The organism is Pantoea sp. EKM101V, assembly GCF_011800325.1.
GTDB classification, from domain to species: Bacteria; Pseudomonadota; Gammaproteobacteria; order Enterobacterales; family Enterobacteriaceae; genus Pantoea; species Pantoea anthophila.
Window position 1 is genome coordinate 73,993 of the sequence record NZ_JAALFP010000016.1, and the last position, 20,229, is coordinate 94,221.

At 54.1% G+C, this 20,229-nt stretch carries 21 protein-coding genes and 1 other annotated feature; of the genes, 14 read left to right on the forward strand and 7 right to left on the reverse strand.

The features are described 5' to 3' along the window. The first annotated feature begins 473 nt into the window (after positions 1 to 473). The 4 genes from yqaB to luxS all read left to right on the forward strand — a co-directional run bounded on the left by yqaB (position 474) and on the right by luxS (position 3,770). Entirely contained in the window at positions 474 to 1,040 is a 567-nt protein-coding gene (gene yqaB, locus HFD92_RS19845) for a fructose-1-phosphate/6-phosphogluconate phosphatase (protein WP_046102440.1), read from the forward strand. Further along, entirely contained in the window at positions 1,037 to 1,465 is a 429-nt protein-coding gene (locus tag HFD92_RS19850) for a YqaA family protein (protein WP_046102439.1), read from the forward strand. The genes yqaB and HFD92_RS19850 overlap by 4 nt, the downstream gene beginning before the upstream one ends. 31 nt (positions 1,466 to 1,496) lie before the next feature. Next, positions 1,497 to 3,104 (forward strand): glutamate--cysteine ligase, encoded by a 1,608-nt coding sequence (gshA, locus tag HFD92_RS19855; RefSeq protein WP_167429546.1) that lies wholly within the window; start codon positions 1,497 to 1,499, stop codon positions 3,102 to 3,104. Positions 3,105 to 3,254: 150 nt separating this feature from the next. Then, complete coding sequence (gene luxS / locus HFD92_RS19860) at positions 3,255 to 3,770, forward strand: S-ribosylhomocysteine lyase (protein ID WP_009086888.1); 516 nt, start codon at positions 3,255 to 3,257, stop codon at positions 3,768 to 3,770. Between the two features lie 62 nt (positions 3,771 to 3,832). On the opposite strand, the gene HFD92_RS19865 is transcribed toward luxS, so the two are convergent. Together HFD92_RS19865 and HFD92_RS19870 are read right to left on the reverse strand one after the other, a co-directional pair. Then, complete coding sequence (locus tag HFD92_RS19865; protein WP_167429547.1) at positions 3,833 to 5,119, reverse strand: HlyC/CorC family transporter; 1,287 nt, start codon at positions 5,117 to 5,119, stop codon at positions 3,833 to 3,835. Positions 5,120 to 5,134: 15 nt separating this feature from the next. Next, positions 5,135 to 5,935 (reverse strand): inner membrane protein YpjD, encoded by an 801-nt coding sequence (locus HFD92_RS19870; RefSeq protein WP_009086884.1) that lies wholly within the window; start codon positions 5,933 to 5,935, stop codon positions 5,135 to 5,137. 164 nt (positions 5,936 to 6,099) lie between these two features. Here HFD92_RS19870 and ffh point away from each other — a divergent pair, with 164 nt between their 5' ends. The 5 genes from ffh (at position 6,100) to rplS (ending at position 9,608) form a co-directional block, all read left to right on the forward strand. Continuing rightward, entirely contained in the window at positions 6,100 to 7,461 is a 1,362-nt protein-coding gene (gene ffh, locus HFD92_RS19875; RefSeq protein ID WP_009086882.1) for a signal recognition particle protein, read from the forward strand. Between the two features lie 141 nt (positions 7,462 to 7,602). Then, positions 7,603 to 7,851: a 30S ribosomal protein S16 gene (gene rpsP / locus HFD92_RS19880; RefSeq protein ID WP_009086880.1), complete on the forward strand. Its 249-nt coding sequence runs from the start codon at positions 7,603 to 7,605 to the stop codon at positions 7,849 to 7,851. Between the two features lie 18 nt (positions 7,852 to 7,869). After that, entirely contained in the window at positions 7,870 to 8,418 is a 549-nt protein-coding gene (gene rimM / locus HFD92_RS19885) for a ribosome maturation factor RimM (protein WP_009086878.1), read from the forward strand. Between the two features lie 35 nt (positions 8,419 to 8,453). Continuing rightward, the gene (trmD, locus tag HFD92_RS19890; protein WP_009086876.1) at positions 8,454 to 9,218 is read left to right on the forward strand and encodes a tRNA (guanosine(37)-N1)-methyltransferase TrmD; all 765 of its coding nucleotides are present in this window, start codon (positions 8,454 to 8,456) and stop codon (positions 9,216 to 9,218) included. A gap of 42 nt (positions 9,219 to 9,260) precedes the next feature. Beyond that, positions 9,261 to 9,608, forward strand: a complete 348-nt coding sequence (gene rplS, locus HFD92_RS19895) for a 50S ribosomal protein L19 (RefSeq protein WP_003849035.1) — start codon at positions 9,261 to 9,263, stop codon at positions 9,606 to 9,608. A gap of 86 nt (positions 9,609 to 9,694) precedes the next feature. Here the strand turns inward: rplS and HFD92_RS19900 are convergent, their stop codons facing one another. Beyond that, positions 9,695 to 10,231, reverse strand: a complete 537-nt coding sequence (locus tag HFD92_RS19900; RefSeq protein ID WP_167429548.1) for a GNAT family N-acetyltransferase — start codon at positions 10,229 to 10,231, stop codon at positions 9,695 to 9,697. 288 nt (positions 10,232 to 10,519) lie between these two features. Between HFD92_RS19900 and HFD92_RS19905 the strand changes: the two genes are divergently transcribed. Together HFD92_RS19905 and tyrA are read left to right on the forward strand one after the other, a co-directional pair. After that, positions 10,520 to 11,599: a 3-deoxy-7-phosphoheptulonate synthase gene (locus HFD92_RS19905; protein ID WP_009086797.1), complete on the forward strand. Its 1,080-nt coding sequence runs from the start codon at positions 10,520 to 10,522 to the stop codon at positions 11,597 to 11,599. A gap of 5 nt (positions 11,600 to 11,604) precedes the next feature. Further along, complete coding sequence (gene tyrA / locus HFD92_RS19910) at positions 11,605 to 12,726, forward strand: bifunctional chorismate mutase/prephenate dehydrogenase (protein WP_009086795.1); 1,122 nt, start codon at positions 11,605 to 11,607, stop codon at positions 12,724 to 12,726. Positions 12,727 to 12,757: 31 nt separating this feature from the next. Here tyrA and pheA read toward each other — a convergent pair whose 3' ends face one another. The 4 genes from pheA to bamD all read right to left on the reverse strand — a co-directional run bounded on the left by pheA (position 12,758) and on the right by bamD (position 15,504). Then, complete coding sequence (gene pheA, locus HFD92_RS19915) at positions 12,758 to 13,921, reverse strand: bifunctional chorismate mutase/prephenate dehydratase (RefSeq protein ID WP_009086794.1); 1,164 nt, start codon at positions 13,919 to 13,921, stop codon at positions 12,758 to 12,760. A gap of 23 nt (positions 13,922 to 13,944) precedes the next feature. After that, positions 13,945 to 14,069 (reverse strand) — a sequence feature (Phe leader region). Then, positions 14,021 to 14,068 (reverse strand): pheA operon leader peptide PheL, encoded by a 48-nt coding sequence (gene pheL / locus HFD92_RS21685; protein WP_193387678.1) that lies wholly within the window; start codon positions 14,066 to 14,068, stop codon positions 14,021 to 14,023. (Overlaps the previous feature by 48 nt.) A gap of 88 nt (positions 14,070 to 14,157) precedes the next feature. Beyond that, on the reverse strand, positions 14,158 to 14,493 hold the full coding sequence (gene raiA / locus HFD92_RS19920) for a ribosome-associated translation inhibitor RaiA (RefSeq protein ID WP_009086789.1): 336 nt from the start codon (positions 14,491 to 14,493) through the stop codon (positions 14,158 to 14,160). Positions 14,494 to 14,772: 279 nt separating this feature from the next. Then, positions 14,773 to 15,504: an outer membrane protein assembly factor BamD gene (bamD, locus tag HFD92_RS19925; protein ID WP_009086788.1), complete on the reverse strand. Its 732-nt coding sequence runs from the start codon at positions 15,502 to 15,504 to the stop codon at positions 14,773 to 14,775. Between the two features lie 129 nt (positions 15,505 to 15,633). Between bamD and rluD the strand changes: the two genes are divergently transcribed. The 3 genes from rluD (at position 15,634) to clpB (ending at position 20,038) form a co-directional block, all read left to right on the forward strand. Further along, positions 15,634 to 16,611 (forward strand): 23S rRNA pseudouridine(1911/1915/1917) synthase RluD, encoded by a 978-nt coding sequence (rluD, locus tag HFD92_RS19930; RefSeq protein ID WP_009086786.1) that lies wholly within the window; start codon positions 15,634 to 15,636, stop codon positions 16,609 to 16,611. Next, positions 16,611 to 17,339, forward strand: coding sequence for a purine nucleoside phosphorylase YfiH (gene yfiH, locus HFD92_RS19935; RefSeq protein WP_167429549.1), 729 nt, complete (start codon positions 16,611 to 16,613; stop codon positions 17,337 to 17,339). Before rluD ends, yfiH begins: the two co-directional genes overlap by 1 nt. A 125-nt stretch (positions 17,340 to 17,464) precedes the next feature. Further along, the gene (clpB, locus tag HFD92_RS19940; protein ID WP_111208640.1) at positions 17,465 to 20,038 is read left to right on the forward strand and encodes an ATP-dependent chaperone ClpB; all 2,574 of its coding nucleotides are present in this window, start codon (positions 17,465 to 17,467) and stop codon (positions 20,036 to 20,038) included. Positions 20,039 to 20,229: the final 191 nt, after the last annotated feature.

Consider the following 20,229-nt stretch of genomic DNA (forward strand, 5'->3'; position numbering starts at 1 on the left):
TCCATAGCTCAGCTGGATAGAGTACTCGGCTACGAACCGAGCGGTCGGAGGTTCGAATCCTCCTGGATGCACCATATTCTTCAATAGGGTCAGTGCCTCAGTATGTCATGACGTAGTTAGCGTTCAGGCCGCCTTCACGCTCTTCTCTTTTTCTCTGGCTCCATCCACGCGGCTTTTCAGCCTCATCTGCGTAACAGATTCATCATTTCATCTTAAGCAACGCCCAGCCCCACCTGTCCTGCATAACCCGCTGCAGTTTGCCTCTCATGCAGGTGCGCCGCCGCCCTGGCACCAGACGATTGTTAAAAAATCGCTGAAAATTCGTACTGTTATCGCTGGTCGCGCACGATCACCTTTATCTGAAAAGAAAAATTGTTAATGCTTTCAAAGCATTTGCTGTTCATCCCCCCTGGCGACAACCTGTCCACATTAGGCTAAAGTAATGTCTCATTTGATGAATGTCCGGAGTGACAATGTACGATCACTATGACGCCCTGATTTTCGATATGGACGGCACGATCCTGGATACAGAGCCGACACATCGAAAAGCGTGGCGTCAGGTACTTGCGCACTACGGATTAACGCTGGATGAAGCACGTATTATCGACTTCAATGGCGCACCCGCCTGGCGGCTTGCGCAGTTCATCATTGACACCAATCAGTCGTCTCTCGATCCCCATCTTCTTGCCGCAGAGAAAACCGCTGCCGTGAAAGCGATGCTGCTGGACAATGTCAGGCCGCTGCCTTTACTGGAAGTGGCTAAAGCGTACCACGGACGTCGTCCGATGGCGGTGGGCACCGGAAGCGAGCACAGCATGGCGGAGGCGTTACTGACGCAATTGGGCGTGCGTGAGCTGTTTTCGGCTGTGGTGGGTGCTGATGATGTGAAGCGACACAAACCCGAGCCAGAAACCTTTCTGCGCTGCGCAGCGCTGATGGGTGTGGCGCCTGAACGGTGTGTGGTTTTTGAGGATGCCGATTTTGGCATTCAGGCCGCGAAAGCGGCAGGGATGGATGTGGTGGATGTCCGCTTACTGTGAGTGACATCCTCACCTATGCCTCCATGTTCGGCAGCAGTTTTTTGAGTGCGACGCTTCTGCCTGGAAGTTCTGAAGCACTGCTGATAGCACTATTGATAGCAAAAAAGACATCAGTTTACGGATTGCTTTTAGCCGCATCACTGGGAAACACACTGGGCGGCTTAACGAACATTCTTATTGGTCGCCTGCTGCCGTTAAAAGGTCAGGGGCGATGGCATGACACAGCAATGACGTGGTTGCACCGGCTGGGACCTGCAGCGCTGCTCTTCAGCTGGCTACCGGTGATAGGTGACCTGCTCTGCGTTCTCGCGGGCTGGTTACGGTTCGCCTGGCTGCCAGTGATGCTGTTTCTCGCTGTCGGTAAAACACTGCGTTATATCGTTATCGCGATAGCCACATTACAGGGTATGGAATGGTGGCATTGATTCGCACAGATTCGAGGCTACGGTTAAGATTATGCTGAACAAAAATAAATTATTATCACAGCGGGGGGGGAATGTGATCCCGGACGTCTCTAAAGCGCTCTCCTGGCTGGAAGCGCATCCCAATGCTCTCAAGGGCATTGGCCGTGGCATCGAGCGTGAAACACTGCGCGTACAGGCAAATGGCGACCTGGCAAAAAGCGGACACCCGGCCTCGCTGGGGTCGGCGCTGAAGCATGACTGGATCACCACTGATTTTGCCGAAACGTTGCTGGAGTTTATTACCCCAGTGGATCACAGCATCGATCACATGCTGGCTTTCCTGCGCGATATCCATCGTCACGTTGCCCGTGAGCTGGGTGACGAGCGTATGTGGCCTTTCAGTATGCCGTGCGTGATTGACGATGCAGACAATATTGAGCTGGCACAGTATGGTCAATCCAACATTGGTCAGATGAAGACCCTCTATCGTCAGGGCCTGAAAAACCGCTACGGCGCGTTGATGCAGACCATCTCCGGTATTCACTACAACTTCTCGCTGCCGCTTTCCTTCTGGCAGGAGTGGGCGGATGTGAAAGATGTGGAGAGCGGAAAAGAGACCATCTCGGCGGGCTACCTGCGGTTGATCCGCAACTACTATCGCTTCGGCTGGGTGATCCCTTATCTGTTTGGCGCATCGCCAGCGATCAGCTCCAGCTTCCTGCAGGGCCGTGAGAGCCCGCTGCCGTTTGAAACCAACGACAAAGATACAATGTGGCTGCCTTATGCAACTTCATTGCGTCTGAGCGATCTCGGCTACACCAATAAATCGCAGAGCTCGCTGGGCATTACGTTTAACTCGCTGGAAGGCTATGTCACGGCGCTGAAGAAAGCGATCAAAACGCCGTCAGAAGAGTTTGCGGGCATGGGCACGAAAGATGCTGACGGCAACTGGCTGCAGCTCAATACCAACGTGCTGCAGATTGAGAATGAACTCTATGCGCCAATCCGGCCAAAACGGGTGACCCGTTCCGGTGAAGCGCCATCTGACGCGCTGCTGCGGGGTGGCATTGAGTACATTGAAGTCCGTTCACTGGATATCAACCCCTTCTCGGCTATCGGGGTGGATGAGAACCAGGTGCGCTTCCTCGACCTGTTCCTGATCTGGTGTACGCTGGCCGATGCACCGGAGATGAGTGCAGAAGAGCTGCAGTGTACCCGTAAAAACTGGAACCGCGTGGTGCTGGAAGGCCGTAAACCGGATCAGAAAATTGCCGTAGGTTGTGGTGAAGCGGAACATTCGCTGGTTGAAGTGGGCAAAACCCTGTTTGCCGATCTGCGTCGGGTTGCTGAAGTGTTAGACAGTGACAATCAGGCGAGCACGGAATATCAGCAGGTTTGCGATCAACTGGTAGCATCGTTCGACGATCCTGAGCTAACCTACTCGGCGCGCATTCTGCAGGCCATGAAGGATAATGGTGTGACCGGAACCGGCGTAGCGCTGGCTGAACAGTATCGTCATCTGCTCTGTGAAGAGCCGCTGGAGGTGCTGACCGAAGAGGATTTCTCGCGTCAGGCGCAGGAATCTGTCGCGGCGCAGCAGCAGCTGGAAGCGAACGATAAGCTGGATTTTGAAGCGTATCTGGCAAGCCGGGAAGGGTAGAAAAGAAAAAGGCCACATCAATGTGGCCAAATTAACATCTCTGTTGTCAGGGATGATGATAACAAATGCGCGTCTTTCATATATTCAGACGTTGGGCGAACAGAAAAGTTTCATCGTTTTTAAAAAAATTCTCAGAACAGGAGGTGACGTATGCCACTACTGGATAGTTTTACCGTTGATCACACCATCATGGGCGCACCGGCGGTTCGCGTTGCGAAAACCATGAAGACTCCGCATGGCGATACGATTACCGTTTTTGACCTGCGTTTCTGCCGCCCGAACATTGATATCCTCACTGAGCGTGGCATTCATACGCTGGAGCATCTCTTTGCCGGGTTTATGCGTGATCACCTCAACGGTGACGGTGTGGAAATCGTCGATATTTCGCCAATGGGCTGCCGTACCGGCTTCTACATGAGCCTGATCGGTACGCCAGATGAGCAGCGCGTGGCGAAAGCGTGGAAAGGGGCGATGGAAGACGTTCTGAAAGTGAAAGATCAGAACCAGATCCCTGAGCTGAACGAATACCAGTGTGGCAGCTACAAACTGCACTCACTGGATGAAGCGCAGCAGATTGCCCGCAACGTGCTGGCGCATGAGATCGGCGTTAACCGTAACGAAGATCTGAAACTGCCTGCTGAAAAGCTGAAAGAACTGCACATCTAGTCAGAACTGCCCGGCTAAAAAAAACGCCGCATCGTGTCGATTGCGGCGTTTTTTTTATGGCTTCAGGAACCGACCGATTTTTTCAGCGGGGTCTTCGGTGTGATGCGCACCTGCTTAATCATGTTGTCCTGCACGTCCAGGATATCGATGTTGTAGTGACCGATCTGAACGCGGGTGTTGATAGCGGGGATCTCCTCCAGCGCTTCCAGCAGCATACCGTTGATGGTGCGGGCTTCCTGCTCTGGCAGCTGCCAGTTAAACGCCTTGTTGATTTCACGCACGCTGGCACTGCCTTCGATCAGCACGGAACCATCATTCTGGGGCATCACCTCTTCGGCCAGCGACGGCGACATTGAGGTGGTAAAATCTCCCACGATCTCCTCCAGAATGTCTTCTATGGTCACCAGTCCTTTGATGTCACCATATTCATCCACCACCAGGCCCGTTTTCTTTTTGTTGCGCTGGAATTTTACCAGCTGGGTGTTGAGCGGTGTCCCTTCCGGGATGTAGTAAATCTCATCCGCAGCGCGCAGCAGCATCTCTTTGGTGAACTCTTTTTTCTCGGTCATCATGCGCCAGGCTTCACGCACCCGCAGCATACCGACACAGTCATCCAGTGAGTCGCGGAACAGGACAATGCGGCCATGCGGTGAGTGGCTCAGCTGGCGGACGACTGATTTCCAGTCATCGCTGATGTTGATACCGACAATCTCGTTACGCGGCACCATGATGTCATCAACGCTGACCTTCTCCAGATCGAGCACCGAGAGCAGCATATCCTGATTACGGCGCGACATCAGGCTGCGTGACTCATAGACGATGGTGCGAAGCTCCTCTTTGCTCAGCGCAGAACTGATTGCGCCTTCAGCCCGGATTCCCACCATCCGCATCAGCAGACGGGTAATGGTATTCAGCAGCCAGACCAGCGGCAGCATGATGTATTGCAGCGGGACCAGCAGCAGGCTGCTGGGAAAGGCGACCCGCTCCGGATAGAGCGCGGCTACCGTTTTCGGCAGCACTTCAGCAAAGACCAGCACGACGAAGGTCAGGATACCGGTCGCGACGGCGACCCCTTCGTCACCGTGCAGGCGCATGCCGACGATGGTGGCGAGGGCGGAGGCCAGAATATTCACCAGGTTATTGCCGATTAATACCAGGCTCAGCAGCCGATCGGGACGCCGCAGTAACTTTTCCACCCGGCGCGCAGCGCGACTGCCGTTTTTAACCTGATGGCGCAGCTTATAGCGATTAAGCGTCATCATGCCGGTTTCCGACCCGGCAAACCAGGCGGAGACCAGAACCATGACGCACAGAATAATAATCAGCGTGGTGGTTGAAACATGTTCCAACGCAGAACTTCCTTTTTAATGAGAGACAGGGACAAGCAGATGCTGCAGGATGCGACTGCCGAAGTAAGCCATGGTCAACAGCACCGCACCGCTGCAGTTAAACCAGACGACGCGGCGACCACGCCAGCCTTCATGATAGTGTCCCCAGAGCAAAACGATATAAACAAACCACGCGATAATCGAAAGCACGGCTTTATCGACGTTTTCGGCGCTGAAAAGATCCTGCATGTAAAACAGACCGGTGCAGAGCACCAGCGTTAACAGAACGACCCCGACCTGCGTGATATGAAACATCTTGCGTTCGATGGTCAGCAGCGGCGGCATATCCTGCGTAAACGCCAGACGCTTGTTTTTTAACTGGTAATCGATCCATGCCAGCTGCAGCGCATAGAGGGCAGCGATAATCAGCGTTGCATAGGCGAAGAGCGACAGGCCGATATGGATCATCATCCCTGGCGTCGTTTCCAGGTGGGTGATGAAGGCATTAGGGACAAAGGTAGCAAAGGCCAGATTGATCAGCGCGAAGCTGTAGACAATCGGCAGCAGCAACCAGCCGCGGTTGCGTGACGCCACAATGGTCATAATGGCGCAGATCAACAGGCTGACCAGTGAACCGATGTTGAGCAGGCTTAAATTCTGGCCGCTATCAACCGCAAATATGCGCTGCTGCAGGGCTACCGCGTGTGTCACCAGCGCCACACAGGCAGAGAGCATCGCCATTCGCCGCCAGCCGCCATTACGCTTCAGCAGGCTCGGAATGATCAGGGCAAGACTTAAGGAGTAGGCTAACAGCGCCACTATCGGGAAAACGAACATAGATCCTTTCAGGTTCAGTCAGATAAGGAAAAAGGCAGTATAGCGCCAGCCGCAGCAGGCTCCAAACGATCTGAGGGGCAATTGCAGAGATCGCGGCGGCTTCGTGTTATAATCCGCCGCATTCTGCCGATCAGGCGCCTCGCGATCTTTTTAAGTGAGAGACCATGTTTGATAATTTAACCGATCGTTTGTCGCAAACCCTGCGAAACATCAGCGGCCGCGGAAGGCTGACTGAAGAGAACATTAAAGAGACCCTGCGTGAAGTGCGCATGGCACTGCTTGAAGCTGACGTTGCGCTGCCGGTGGTGCGTGACTTCATTAACCGCGTGAAAGAGAGCGCGGTCGGCCATGATGTAAACAAAAGCCTGACGCCGGGTCAGGAGTTCATCAAAATCGTTCGTAACGAATTGGTTGCGGCGATGGGGGCAGAGAACAATGCTCTCGACCTGGCCGCTCAGCCGCCAGCCGTGGTGCTGATGGCGGGTCTGCAGGGTGCCGGTAAAACCACCAGCGTGGGTAAGCTGGGTAAATTCCTGCGCGAGAAGCACAAAAAGAAAGTGCTGGTTGTCTCTGCCGACGTTTATCGTCCGGCGGCAATCAAACAGCTGGAAACGCTGGCGCAGCAGGTTGGCGTGGATTTCTGCCCCTCTGACCTCAGCCAGAAGCCAGTAGAGATCGTCAACAATGCGCTGCGTGAAGCGCGCCTGAAATTCTACGATGTGCTGCTGGTGGATACCGCGGGTCGTCTGCACGTTGATGAAGCGATGATGGACGAAATCAAACAGGTTCATGCCGCGATTAATCCGGTAGAAACGCTGTTTGTGGTCGATGCCATGACCGGTCAGGATGCGGCCAACACGGCCAAAGCCTTCAACGAAGCGCTGCCGCTCACCGGCGTGATCCTGACCAAAGTTGACGGTGATGCACGTGGGGGTGCGGCGCTGTCGATTCGTCATATCACCGGCAAGCCAATTAAATTTATGGGTGTCGGCGAGAAAACCGAAGCCCTGGAGCCGTTCTATCCGGACCGTATTGCATCACGCATCCTCGGCATGGGTGACGTGCTGTCACTGATCGAAGATATCGAAAGCAAGGTTGACCGCGATAAAGCAGAGAAGCTGGCGAAGAAGCTGAAAACCGGCGACGGTTTCGATCTCAACGACTTCCTTGAGCAGCTGAAGCAGATGCGTAACATGGGCGGCATGGCCAGCCTGATGGGTAAACTGCCCGGCATGGGACAGCTGCCTGACAACGTGAAGTCGCAGATGGATGACAAGGTTCTGGTGCGCATGGAAGCCATCATCAACTCGATGACACGCAAAGAGCGTGAGAAGCCAGAGATCATCAAAGGCTCGCGTAAACGCCGCATCGCCACCGGTTCTGGCATGCAGGTGCAGGACGTTAACCGCTTATTAAAGCAGTTCGACGACATGCAGCGTATGATGAAGAAGATGAAGAAGGGCGGTATGGCGAAAATGATGCGCGGCATGAAAGGTATGATGCCGCCAGGATTCCCCGGCCGCTAAGGGTTCCACAAAAAAGCCCGAAAGGACGCGGTTTAGGTTGCTTTTTGCGCCAAAATGAGTAAAATTTTCGGGCTTTTTATACAGCACCCGGACCCCGTTCCTCGATGGGGGCCGGGTGTTTTATTAACTGAAGAGGATGTTATGGTAACAATTCGTTTGGCACGTCACGGCGCTAAAAAGCGTCCGTTCTATCAGGTCGTCGTTACTGACAGCCGCAATGCACGCAACGGTCGTTTCATCGAGCGCGTTGGTTTCTTCAACCCGATCGCTTCTGGTCAGGCTGAAGGTCTGCGTCTGGATATGGATCGTATCGAGCACTGGGTTGGCCAGGGCGCAACGCTTTCTGATCGCGTTAACGCGCTGGTCAAAGAAGCTAAGAAAGCAGCTTAATCTGTCACGGTGGTGAGCATGAGCAGACAAATTGCCGCACAGCCTCCTGTCAACCCGATTGTATTGGGCAAGATGGGAGCCGCCTACGGTATTCGCGGCTGGCTCAAAGTGTTTTCCTCCACTGAAGACGCTGAAAGCATCTTCAGCTACCAACCCTGGTTCATCCAGCGCGCCGGTAAATGGCAGCATGTCGAACTGGAAAGTTGGAAGCACCACAATCAGGACCTGATCATCAAAGTCAAAGGCATTGAAGATCGGGATGCGGCGGCTCAGTTAACCAATTGCGAAATTCAGGTTGACTCGACGCAGTTGCCATCGCTGGAAGAGGGTGACTACTACTGGAAAGACCTTATGGGCTGCCAGGTGGTTAACCTTGAAGGCTACGAGATGGGCAAAGTCATCGATATGATGGAAACCGGCTCGAACGACGTTCTCGTCGTTAAGGCAAACCTGAAGGATGCATTCGGTGTTCAGGAGCGGTTAATTCCGTTTCTTGATGAACAGGTTATCAGGAAAGTCGATCTCTCTACTCGCGTCATTGAGGTAGATTGGGATCCTGGTTTTTGAGCTCCGAATCGAGCGGTAACGTAACGGCGAATACAATGTGGATTGGTGTTATTAGCCTGTTTCCAGAAATGTTTCGCGCTATTACCGACTACGGGGTAACTGGCCGGGCTGTAAAAAACGGTCTGCTCAGCATTCAAAGCTGGAGTCCGCGTGACTTCACGCACGACCGGCACCGTACCGTGGATGATCGTCCTTACGGCGGCGGACCGGGAATGCTGATGATGGTACAACCCTTACGGGATGCCATCTCCGCAGCGAAAGCAGCGGCAGGTGATGGCGCCAGGGTGATATATCTTTCACCTCAGGGTCGCAAACTGGACCAACAGGGCGTTTGCGAACTGGCGGCACGAGACAAGTTAATTCTGGTCTGTGGCCGTTATGAAGGGATAGATGAGCGCGTAATCCACGCCGAGATTGATGAAGAATGGTCAATCGGTGATTACGTTCTCAGTGGCGGGGAACTGCCAGCCATGACGATGATTGACGCAGTCGCCCGGTTTATTCCCGGCGTACTCGGCAAGCAGGCGTCAGCCGATGAGGACTCGTTCTCTGACGGCTTGCTGGATTGTCCGCACTATACCCGACCTGAAGTGTTAGAGGGCGTGGAAGTCCCGGCAGTTTTACTGTCAGGTAACCATGCCGATATTCGCCGCTGGCGTCTGAAGCAGTCGCTAGGCCGTACCTGGCTAAGAAGACCTGAACTTCTGGAAAACCTGGCTCTGACTGAAGAGCAAGCAAGGTTGCTGAATGAGTTCCAGCGGGAACATCAGCAGCAACAAAACGATGATGTGGAAGAGTAATCTTCCCCGACTATCAGTTTACCCAGGATATGAGATTTAATTATGAGCAACATTATCAAGCAAATTGAACAAGAGCAGATGAAACAGGACGTACCTTCCTTCCGCCCGGGTGATTCCGTGGAAGTGAAAGTATGGGTCGTTGAAGGTTCTAAAAAACGTCTGCAGGCATTCGAGGGCGTGGTTATCGCTATTCGTAACCGCGGTCTGCACTCTGCATTCACTGTTCGCAAAATTTCTAACGGCGAAGGCGTTGAGCGTGTATTCCAGACTCACTCGCCGGTCATTGACAGCATCGCTGTTAAACGTCGTGGCGCTGTGCGTAAAGCCAAACTGTACTACCTGCGTGAGCGTACTGGTAAGTCTGCTCGTATTAAAGAGCGTCTTAACTAAGGTATCGCTAACGCGACATCTGAAAGTTAATAGCAAACAAGGGGTTGGCATCTGCCAGCCCCTTTTTTTTGTCCTGGTGCCTGGCGTTAAGCGGTGTCTGGCCGCTGAAAATGATAAATCGCGGTATTGACCGGCCCATCATTGAGCACGATCAGGCCGTAACGACAGCCAATAAAATCGCCGCCCGACTTCTCCGCGACGGCTCTGCTGGCGAGATTATCCTCGGCCACCAGAATCTCAATCACCCGTGTTTCAGGTCGTGAAAACCCCAGCGGCAATAAAGCGGCGACGGCACGGGTCGCAATCCCCTGACGCTGAACATCACTGCGCACCCAGTAGCCAATTGCACTGGCAGCGCCGGGATGGCGGGCAAAGCGCACGCCTGCGCCTCCCAGCAGCTGATCGTGCTGATCGACAATCGCAAACTCTTCAGCTTCTTCCCGCATCCGTTGCCAGTGGGTAAAGCGGATCCAGCTTTCCGCCTCATGCGGCTGATAGTCGTGATGTGCCCAGGCCATCCAGGGGATCAGGCTGTCCAGCGAGGCGTTCACCGCAGCGGTAAACGCAGGAACATCGCTTAACAGGAAAGGTCGCAGATGCGTCGTGCGTGGTGATGAAGGCATATCATTCCCGGATGCAAACCCTTAATCGTTTCATTTTGCCTGCGCCGGCAAGAAAAACAATAAAAGCATGTGTAAAGATATAATTACACTTTAATCCTGATGTTCTCTTTTGTCTTATATTTTATATATATGATTTTATTGATTAATTTATAGCGCCCTGCGGCGGTTATTGATCTGTGGTAATTAATGTGTACATGCTATCTTGCGCTCTGTACCGGCTGTGATACAGTGACGTCAATCCTCAGCGAGGAGTCCAGAACCGCCAATACGAGATAAAGGATCGCCATCATGCAAAAAGACGCGCTGAACAATGTGCACATCGCCGGTGAACAGGTTTTAATTACACCTGAAGAGCTGAAAGCGAAGTTTCCACTGACGCCGGAACAGCAGGAGCAGGTTGCGGCTTCACGCCAAACCATCTCTGACATCATTGCCGGACGCGATCCGCGTCTGCTGGTGGTATGCGGACCCTGTTCAATTCACGATACCGAAGTCGCACTGGACTATGCGCGTCGTCTGCAAACTCTTTCTGAACAGCTGAGCGATCAGCTCTATATCGTTATGCGCGTCTACTTTGAAAAACCCCGCACCACCGTCGGCTGGAAAGGGCTGATCAACGATCCTTACATGGATAACTCGTTTGATATGGAAGCGGGTCTGCACATCGCTCGTAAGCTGCTGGTGGACCTGGTTGAAATGGGCCTGCCGCTGGCGACAGAAGCGCTCGATCCAAACAGCCCGCAATATCTGGGTGATCTGTTCAGCTGGTCCGCCATTGGCGCACGCACGACCGAATCCCAGACGCACCGCGAAATGGCTTCGGGTCTCTCCATGCCGGTAGGCTTTAAAAATGGCACCGATGGCAGCCTGGGCACGGCGATCAATGCGATGCGCGCCGCGGCAATGCCGCATCGCTTCGTCGGCATCAATCAGGCGGGTCAGGTCTGCCTGCTGCAGACGCAGGGCAACCCGGATGGGCATGTAATCCTGCGTGGTGGTAAAGCGCCGAACTACGGTCCTGAAGATGTCGCACAGTGTGAAAAAGAGATGCAGAAGGCGGGACTGCGTCCTGCCTTAATGATAGATTGCAGCCATGGTAATTCGAACAAAGACTACAGCCGTCAGCCTGGCGTAGCGGAATCCGCTATCGCCCAGATCAAAGACGGGAACCGTTCAATCATTGGTCTGATGCTGGAAAGCCATATCAATGAGGGTAACCAGTCTTCTGAACTGCCACGCAGCGAAATGAAATATGGCGTTTCCGTCACCGATGCGTGCATCAGCTGGGACGTGACCGAAACGTTACTGCGTGAGATGCATCAGGATCTGAAGGGAGTGCTGTCGGCGCGTCTGTCACAAGAGGTATAAGAGGAATGGTGGCTGAACTGACCGCGTTACGCGATCAAATTGATAGTGTTGATAAAGCGCTCCTTGATCTGCTGGCCAGACGTCTGGAGCTGGTCGCTGAGGTAGGGGAAGTTAAAAGCCGTTACGGCCTGCCTATCTATGTGCCTGAACGGGAAGCGTCAATGCTGGCTTCCCGTCGCAAAGAGGCTGAAGCGCTCGGTGTGCCGCCGGATCTGATTGAGGATGTGCTGCGTCGCGTGATGCGCGAATCCTATACCAGCGAGAATGATAAAGGCTTTAAAACCCTGTGCCCGGCACTGCGTCCGGTGGTGATCGTTGGCGGCAAGGGCCAGATGGGCCGACTCTTTGAAAAGATGCTCGGACTGTCAGGCTATACGGTGAAAACGCTGGATAAAGAGGACTGGCCGCAGGCGGAGACCTTGCTCCGTGATGCCGGTATGGTCATCATCAGCGTGCCGATTCACCTGACTGAACAGGTGATTGCACAATTACCCCCTCTGCCAGACGACTGCATTCTGGTCGACCTGGCGTCGGTCAAAAACCGCCCTCTGCAGGCGATGCTGGCCGCCCATAACGGTCCGGTGCTGGGTCTGCATCCGATGTTCGGCCCGGACAGTGGCAGCCTGGCGAAACAGGTGGTGGTCTGGTGTGATGGCCGGCAGCCGGAGGCGTATCAGTGGTTCCTGGAGCAGATTCAGGTCTGGGGTGCGCGCTTGCATCGCATCAGTGCGGTTGAGCACGATCAGAACATGGCGTTTATCCAGGCGCTGCGTCACTTTGCCACCTTTGCTTATGGCCTGCATTTAGCCGAAGAGAACGTCAATCTTGACCAGCTGCTGGCGCTTTCATCACCGATTTACCGGCTGGAGCTGGCAATGGTCGGGCGGTTATTCGCTCAGGACCCGCAGCTTTACGCCGATATCATTATGTCTTCAGAGAGTAATCTGGCGCTGATTAAACGTTACTACCAGCGGTTTGGTGAAGCGATTGCGCTGCTGGAGCAGGGCGACAAACAGGCGTTTATCGCCAGCTTTAATCGCGTAGAGCAGTGGTTTGGGGATCATGCCCGACGCTTCCTCATTGAGAGTCGCAGCCTGCTGCGATCGGCGAACGACAGCCGCCCATAAAGAAAAAGGCATCCTTCCGGATGCCTTTTTTCTATTCGGCAGGTTCAACGGGCACGACATTCTCGCTGGGATAACAGCCCAGCACCTTCAGCGAGCGGGTCATTGTCTGTAATTCCTGCAGCGCCTGCTGCATCCGCTCTGATTGCAGATTGCCCTGCACATCAATGTAGAACATCTCTTCCCACGGATTACCGTGAATCGGGCGGGACTCCAGCTTGCTCATGATCAGGTTGTGCTGACGCAGTACCAGCAGCGCATCGACCAGCGCGCCCGCCTGCTGACCGGTTGCCATGATCAGCGTGGTTTTGGCTGGCACCTGATCTGACACATCGATCGCCTTACGCGCCAGCACGATGAAGCGGGTATGGTTTTGCTGCTGATTGGCCAGATTCCGCTCCAGCACCTGCAACTGATAGAGTTCACCACCGGCTTCACTGCCCAGGGCCGCAACGGCAGGGGAGTTGAGCGCTGCGACCTTTTCCATTGCCGCGGCCGTACTCTCGGTATATTCGATTTTCCAGTGCGGGAAACGGTTAATAAACTGGCTGCACTGCTGGAACGGCTGAGGATGGCTGTAAACCGTCTCTATCTGCTGCAGGTCACTGCTACCCTTCACCAGGACGCAGTGGTCGATAGGCAGCGTCAGTTCACCCACAATGGAGAGGCTGGTCTGCTGCAGCAGGTCATAAACATCATTGATGGAGCCTGAACTGGTGTTCTCAATCGGCATGACGGCGTAATCGGCTGCGCCATTTTCGACCTGTTTGATGATGTCGTGAAACTTCAGGCAGCCACACTCCACCATATTATCGAAGTGGCGCGATGCATAGTTGCGTGCCGCCAGATGGGAGTAAGAGCCTTTGGGTCCAAGGAAGGCGATACGCGCCGCATGGGCATGAGGGTGGTTGAGGTTCTTTTGCAGCAGCGCCTGCTGGGTCAGAACGGAATCTTCAATGACCAGCTGAAACAGACGGGTGATATAATGCGCATCCAGGTGATGGGCCTTACCCAGCACAATCAGATTTTCCAGCAGCGCGCGTTCGCGCTCGACATCCCGAATCGGGCGATGTGTAGCCAGCTTGGCCTGCGCAACTTCCACTGCCAGCAGACGACGCTCAGCCAGCAGCGTCAGAAGTTTTTTATCCACTGCGCTGATCTTATCGCGTAGCGCCAGCAATGGATTGTCGGGATTCATAGGGCTCACCTGTATGCTATCCAAAAAAAAAAGCCTCCCGGCTGGGAGGCTTGGTTGTTCGTCTTCGCTTTCATTTTCTCACGACGAATGGCCTCCCGTTCAGGGGAAGGTAAAAAAGAAAGCGAAGAAAAACAGATCATGTTTCATGGAAATGTCCGCAAAAGGAGTAGGGGGAGAGTAACCGTACAGCTTAAAAGCTGTCAATAAAAAACGCGCCCGGAGGCGCGTTAAGAAAATCAGGACGCTTCGTCAGCAGGAATGATGTCTTTCACGCTGGCACTGGCGCGGCGTGCTTCAGACTTGTGCTGTACTTTGTTGAGCTGGCGCTCCAGCTTCGCAATCAGGTCGTTGATCGCGGTATACATATCGTCATGTTTGGCACTGGCCACCAGAGTCCCGTTTGGGGTGTTAATGGTGGCATCGGCCACGAATTCTTTGGGCTCTTTCGACAGAACAATATGCGGATTAATCAGGTCGGTTTGCCATTTTTCGAGCTTGGCGAGACGGTCTTCAACATGGCTTCGGATGGCCGGGGTGATTTCCATTTGCTTACTGGTAATGTTCAGAATCATCGTTCTTACCTCTCTGTCATTTCCGTCTTGGTCTTCTCAGCATAGCGCGAAAAAGCGCTGAATGTGAGATTTCTATCACGGAAAAATGTCACTTTTTGTCAGTTTTGACAATCTGTGAGAAAGGCTCAGAAACGGGCGGAAATACCTTGAAGCGAAACGATAAACCCGGCATTCTTGATGGGTTATCTCGCTGATTTCAGATCCAGTTATGACTGTTTTGTGAGCAAAAAAAAGCAGCCTTTCCGGCTGCTTTTTTTATGGCTGAAACGCAGCCTGCTGTCAGCTATTGTTAGCCGCGATGATTTTCGCCACTTTATCCGCTTCGGCGTTCAGCTGCAGGTTGCGGTAGGCATTCTCCATCAGTGGCAGTGCGTCGTGTGTCGCCTGCGTATCCGGATAATCGCGCATCATGCCTTCAACCCGGTTAACAACCGCGACATAAGCCTCACGCTTAGTATAGAATTGCGCCACTGAAAGCTCATATTTAGCCAGGCGATCTTTCAGGTAGACCAGACGTTTCTGCGCGTCAGCGGCATACTGACTGTTCGGGTAACTGCGCAGCAGCTGTGAGAAATCACGGAATGCATCACGTGCATGCGTCGGGTCGCGGTCAGAACGATCGATACCGAAGAAGCCCTGCAGTGCTGAATCATCCAGCGCCATGTCCGTCAGACCTTTCATATAGATGACATAGTCGATGTTCGGATGGGTCGGGTTGAGGCGCATAAAGCGCGCAATGGCAGCCTGCGCCAGAGGCAGATCGGCATTTTTATAGTACGCGTAGATTAAATCCAGCTGCACCTGCTGCGAGTAAGGACCGAACGGATAACGATTATCCAGCGCTTCCAGTTGCTTAATCGCAGCTTTAAAGTTACCGTCCTGCAGCTTTTGCTGCGCTGTGGCATAGATTTCAGAAGGCGGGCTGTCCGGTACCGCGTCATTTGAGCCGGAACAACCAACAAGTGCCAGGCTCAGTGTGGCAGCAGCCACCAGATGTTTCATACGCGTCATGACGAAGTGATTATCCTCAAATGTTATGGCGGAAGCTGTCCGTATAGCTCCCGGTAATGACCAGGTACGATAGCACATTATATTAAACGGCATCGCCGTGAAAACCCAACGTTAACGAAGAAGCTGTATATGGCACAACAAGTTCAACTCACCGCAACGGTATCCGAATCACAACTCGGACAACGCTTAGATCAGACTTTGGCGGAATTGTTCCCTGATTATTCACGTTCACGCATAAAAGAGTGGATCCTCGATCGTCGCGTGACGGTAAACGGCGTCATGGTCGATACCCCAAAAGAAAAAGTGTTGGGCGGCGAGCTGGTCGCGATTAACGCTGAGATTGAGGAGGCACAGCGCTGGGAACCGCAAAATCTGCCACTCGACATCGTTTACGAAGATGAAGACATTATTGTCATCAATAAACCCCGCGATTTTGTGGTGCATCCCGGTGCCGGTAATCCGGATGGCACGGTGCTGAATGCATTGCTTCATCACTATCCTGCGATCATGGATGTGCCTCGTGCAGGCATCGTACACCGCCTGGATAAAGACACGACCGGCCTGATGGTCGTGGCGAAAACCGTACCGGCACAGACGCATCTGGTGGAATCACTGCAGCGGCGTGAAATTACCCGTGAATATGAAGCCGTTGCGATTGGTAATATGACCGCGGGCGGCACGGTCGAAGAGCCGATCAGTCGTCACTCCACCAAACGTACGCACATGGCCGTACACCCGATGGGGAAACCGGCGGTCACGCACTACCGCATCATGGAGCATTTCCGTGCGCACACGCGTCTGCGTCTGCGTCTGGAAACCGGGCGTACTCACCAGATCCGCGTTCATATGTCACACATCAGCCATCCGCTGGTGGGCGATCCGCTCTACGGTGGTCGCCCGCGTCCGCCAAAAGGCGCCTCAGAGGCATTTATCGCTACGCTACGGGGCTTCGACCGTCAGGCGCTGCACGCTACGATGCTGCGTCTTTACCATCCTATCAGCGGTATTGAAATGGAGTTTCATGCGGCTATCCCGCAGGACATGGTCGATCTGATTGCGGCGTTAAAAGCAGACACCGCAGAATTTAAAGACCAGATGGACTGGTGATGGATCTGATTATTCCTCAATGGCCCGCACCGGCGCGTGTCCGGGCCTGCTCAACCCGCCGCCAGGGCGGAGTCAGTCATTCCCCGTGGGATGCGCTTAATCTGGGCGGGCACGTGGGGGATAATCCCGACGCGGTTGCGCGTAACCGTCAGTTGCTGGTTGATGAGGCGGGGTTGCCTGCGATGCCACAGTGGCTGGATCAGGTGCACGGCACCGGCGTCGTGCGTCTGGCTGAAGGGGGAGAGACGACATTACGCGCTGACGCCTGTATCACCTCCGAGCCTGGCGTGGTCTGCGCCATTATGACGGCTGACTGTCTGCCGGTGCTGTTCTGTTCGCAGGACGGTGCTGAAGTGGCGGCCGCGCATGCCGGCTGGCGTGGCCTCTGTGCGGGCGTTCTGGAAAATACCCTGGCGCAGTTCCGATCGCCGCCCGATCAGATTCATGCCTGGCTGGGGCCGGCAATCGGCCCTGATGCGTTTGAGGTCGGTGCCGAAGTGCGCGACGCCTTTGTGGCTCAGGACCCCCACGCCGGACAGGCTTTTCATCCGTCGGGAGAGCGATTCTACGCCAATATCTGGCTACTGGCGCGCAGGCGACTGCAGGCTGCAGGCGTCCGTTCCATCAGCGCCGACAGTCGCTGTACCTTTACACAGCGTGACGATTTCTTCTCTTTCCGCCGCGATGGGATCACCGGGCGTATGGCAACTTTGATCTGGCTGTTATAACCTTACGCGATAAGACGGTCCAGTTAGCGTATTTTTTACTCAAATCTCAGGTCATTAACCTTGAAAATTTGAGGGATGACCTCATTTAATCTCCAGTAGCATTTTGACCTGTAATGGGAGGAATTATGCGTCTGGATCGTCTTACCAACAAATTTCAGCTGGCTCTCGCCGACGCGCAGTCCCTGGCTCTGGGACACGACAACCAATTTATTGAACCTCTGCACCTGATGAGCGCATTGCTCAAACAGGAAGGCGGATCGGTTTCGCCTTTACTGACGTCGGCCGGTGTCGACGTGACACCTTTTCGCGCGCAGGTTGAGCAGGCCATTGACCGCCTGCCGCAGGTTGAAGGCAGTGAAGGGGATGTTCAACCCTCATCTGACCTCGTCCGGGTATTAAACCTGTGCGACAAACTGGCGCAGAAGCGCAACGACAACTTTATTTCATCTGAATTATTTGTTCTGGCTGCCCTGGAATCACGCGGCTCTCTGGCCGATCTGCTCAAAGCGGCAGGTGCCACTCGCGAAAAAATCACCAGTGCGATTGAACAAATGCGGGGAGGAGACAACGTGAACGATCAGGGGGCTGAAGATCAGCGCCAGGCACTGAAGAAATATACCATCGATCTGACCGAGCGCGCCGAGAAGGGCAAACTCGATCCGGTCATCGGCCGTGATGAAGAGATCCGTCGCACCATCCAGGTGTTGCAGCGCCGTACCAAAAATAACCCGGTGCTGATTGGTGAACCCGGCGTGGGTAAAACAGCGATTGTTGAAGGGCTGGCGCAGCGCATTATCAATGGCGAAGTACCTGAAGGTCTGAAAGGCCGGCGGGTTCTGGCGCTGGATATGGGTGCGCTGGTGGCCGGTGCTAAATATCGCGGTGAATTCGAAGAGCGCCTGAAAGGGGTGCTGAGCGATCTGTCGAAGCAGGAAGGTAACGTCATTCTGTTCATCGACGAGTTGCATACGATGGTCGGTGCCGGTAAAGCTGACGGCGCGATGGATGCCGGCAATATGCTTAAACCCGCGCTGGCGCGTGGCGAGCTGCACTGTGTCGGTGCCACTACGCTGGATGAGTACCGGCAGTATATTGAAAAAGATGCTGCGCTGGAGCGCCGTTTCCAGAAAGTCTTTGTGGCGGAACCGAGTGTCGAAGATACCATCGCCATTCTGCGCGGCCTGAAAGAGCGTTATGAACTGCATCATCATGTGCAGATCACTGACCCGGCGATCGTCGCGGCTGCAACGCTCTCTCATCGTTACATTGCGGACCGGCAACTGCCTGACAAGGCGATTGACCTGATCGACGAGGCGGCATCCAGCATTCGTATGCAGATGGACTCGAAGCCGGAGTCACTGGATCGTCTGGAGCGTCGCATCATTCAGCTGAAGCTGGAGCAGCAGGCACTGAAGAAAGAGGCTGATGATGCCAGCATCAAACGCCTTGAGATGCTGGAGAGCGAGCTGAATCAGAAAGAGCGGGAGTATGCCGAGCTTGAAGATGAGTGGAAAACCGAGAAAGCCTCATTATCCGGCACGCAGAACATCAAAGCTGAACTGGAGCAGGCGCGTCTCAATTTAGAGCAGGCCCGTCGTCAGGGCGATCTCGCTCAGATGTCAGAGCTGCAGTACGGTAAAATTCCTGCCCTGGAAAAACAGTTAGCTGCAGCCACCCAGGCGGAAGGCAAAACCATGAAGTTACTGCGTAACCGGGTAACAGATGTGGAGATTGCCGATGTGCTGGCCCGCTGGACCGGTATCCCGGTAGCACGAATGATGGAAGGTGAGCGCGATAAGCTGTTGCGGATGGAGCAGGAGCTGCATGGCCGGGTTATCGGACAGGATGAAGCCGTTGAGGCGGTATCCAATGCGATTCGTCGCAGCCGTGCCGGTCTGTCGGATCCTAACCGTCCTATCGGTTCGTTCCTGTTCCTGGGGCCGACCGGTGTAGGTAAGACCGAGCTGTGTAAATCGCTGGCTAACTTCCTGTTCGACAGTGACGATGCCATGGTGCGTATCGACATGTCCGAATTTATGGAAAAACATTCGGTGTCACGACTGGTGGGTGCCCCTCCGGGTTATGTCGGTTATGAAGAGGGCGGTTATCTGACTGAAGCGGTACGTCGTCGTCCTTACTCCGTCATCCTGCTGGATGAGGTCGAAAAGGCGCATCCTGATGTCTTTAACATTCTGCTGCAGGTGCTGGATGATGGACGCCTGACGGATGGACAGGGCAGAACGGTCGATTTCCGTAACAGCGTGGTGATCATGACCTCTAACCTTGGGTCAGATTTAATTCAGGAGCGGTTCGGCGATCTCGGCTATCCGGAAATGAAAGAGATTGTGATGGGTGTGGTTGGCCAGCACTTCCGTCCTGAATTCGTCAACCGTATTGATGAGGTCGTGGTGTTCCATCCGCTGGCTGAGAAACATATTGCCTCTATTGCTCAGATTCAGCTGCAGCGGCTGTATCATCGTCTGGAGGAGCGCGGCTATCAGTTGCATATCTCCGAGGAGGCTCTGCGGTTGCTGGCGGAGAATGGCTACGATCCGGTCTATGGTGCGCGTCCGCTGAAACGGGCGATACAGCAGCAGATCGAAAACCCGCTGGCACAGCAGATCCTTTCTGGTTCACTGGTGCCGGGCAAAACGATCCAGATGGATGTGGAAAACGATGTGATTACAGCTCATCAGTAATCCTGCGAGATAAAAACGGGCCGCTGGCCCGATTTTTTTATGCCCTTTCACCTGAGTTTTGTTTAATAAGGCAGCTAATTGAGCGCAAAGTGAACGGTCGGTAAAAAAGTTGTCATTTGCACTTGCGCTATCTGAACCGCTCCCTATAATGCGCCTCCATCGACACGGCACACCGGCAACGGGAAACGGGT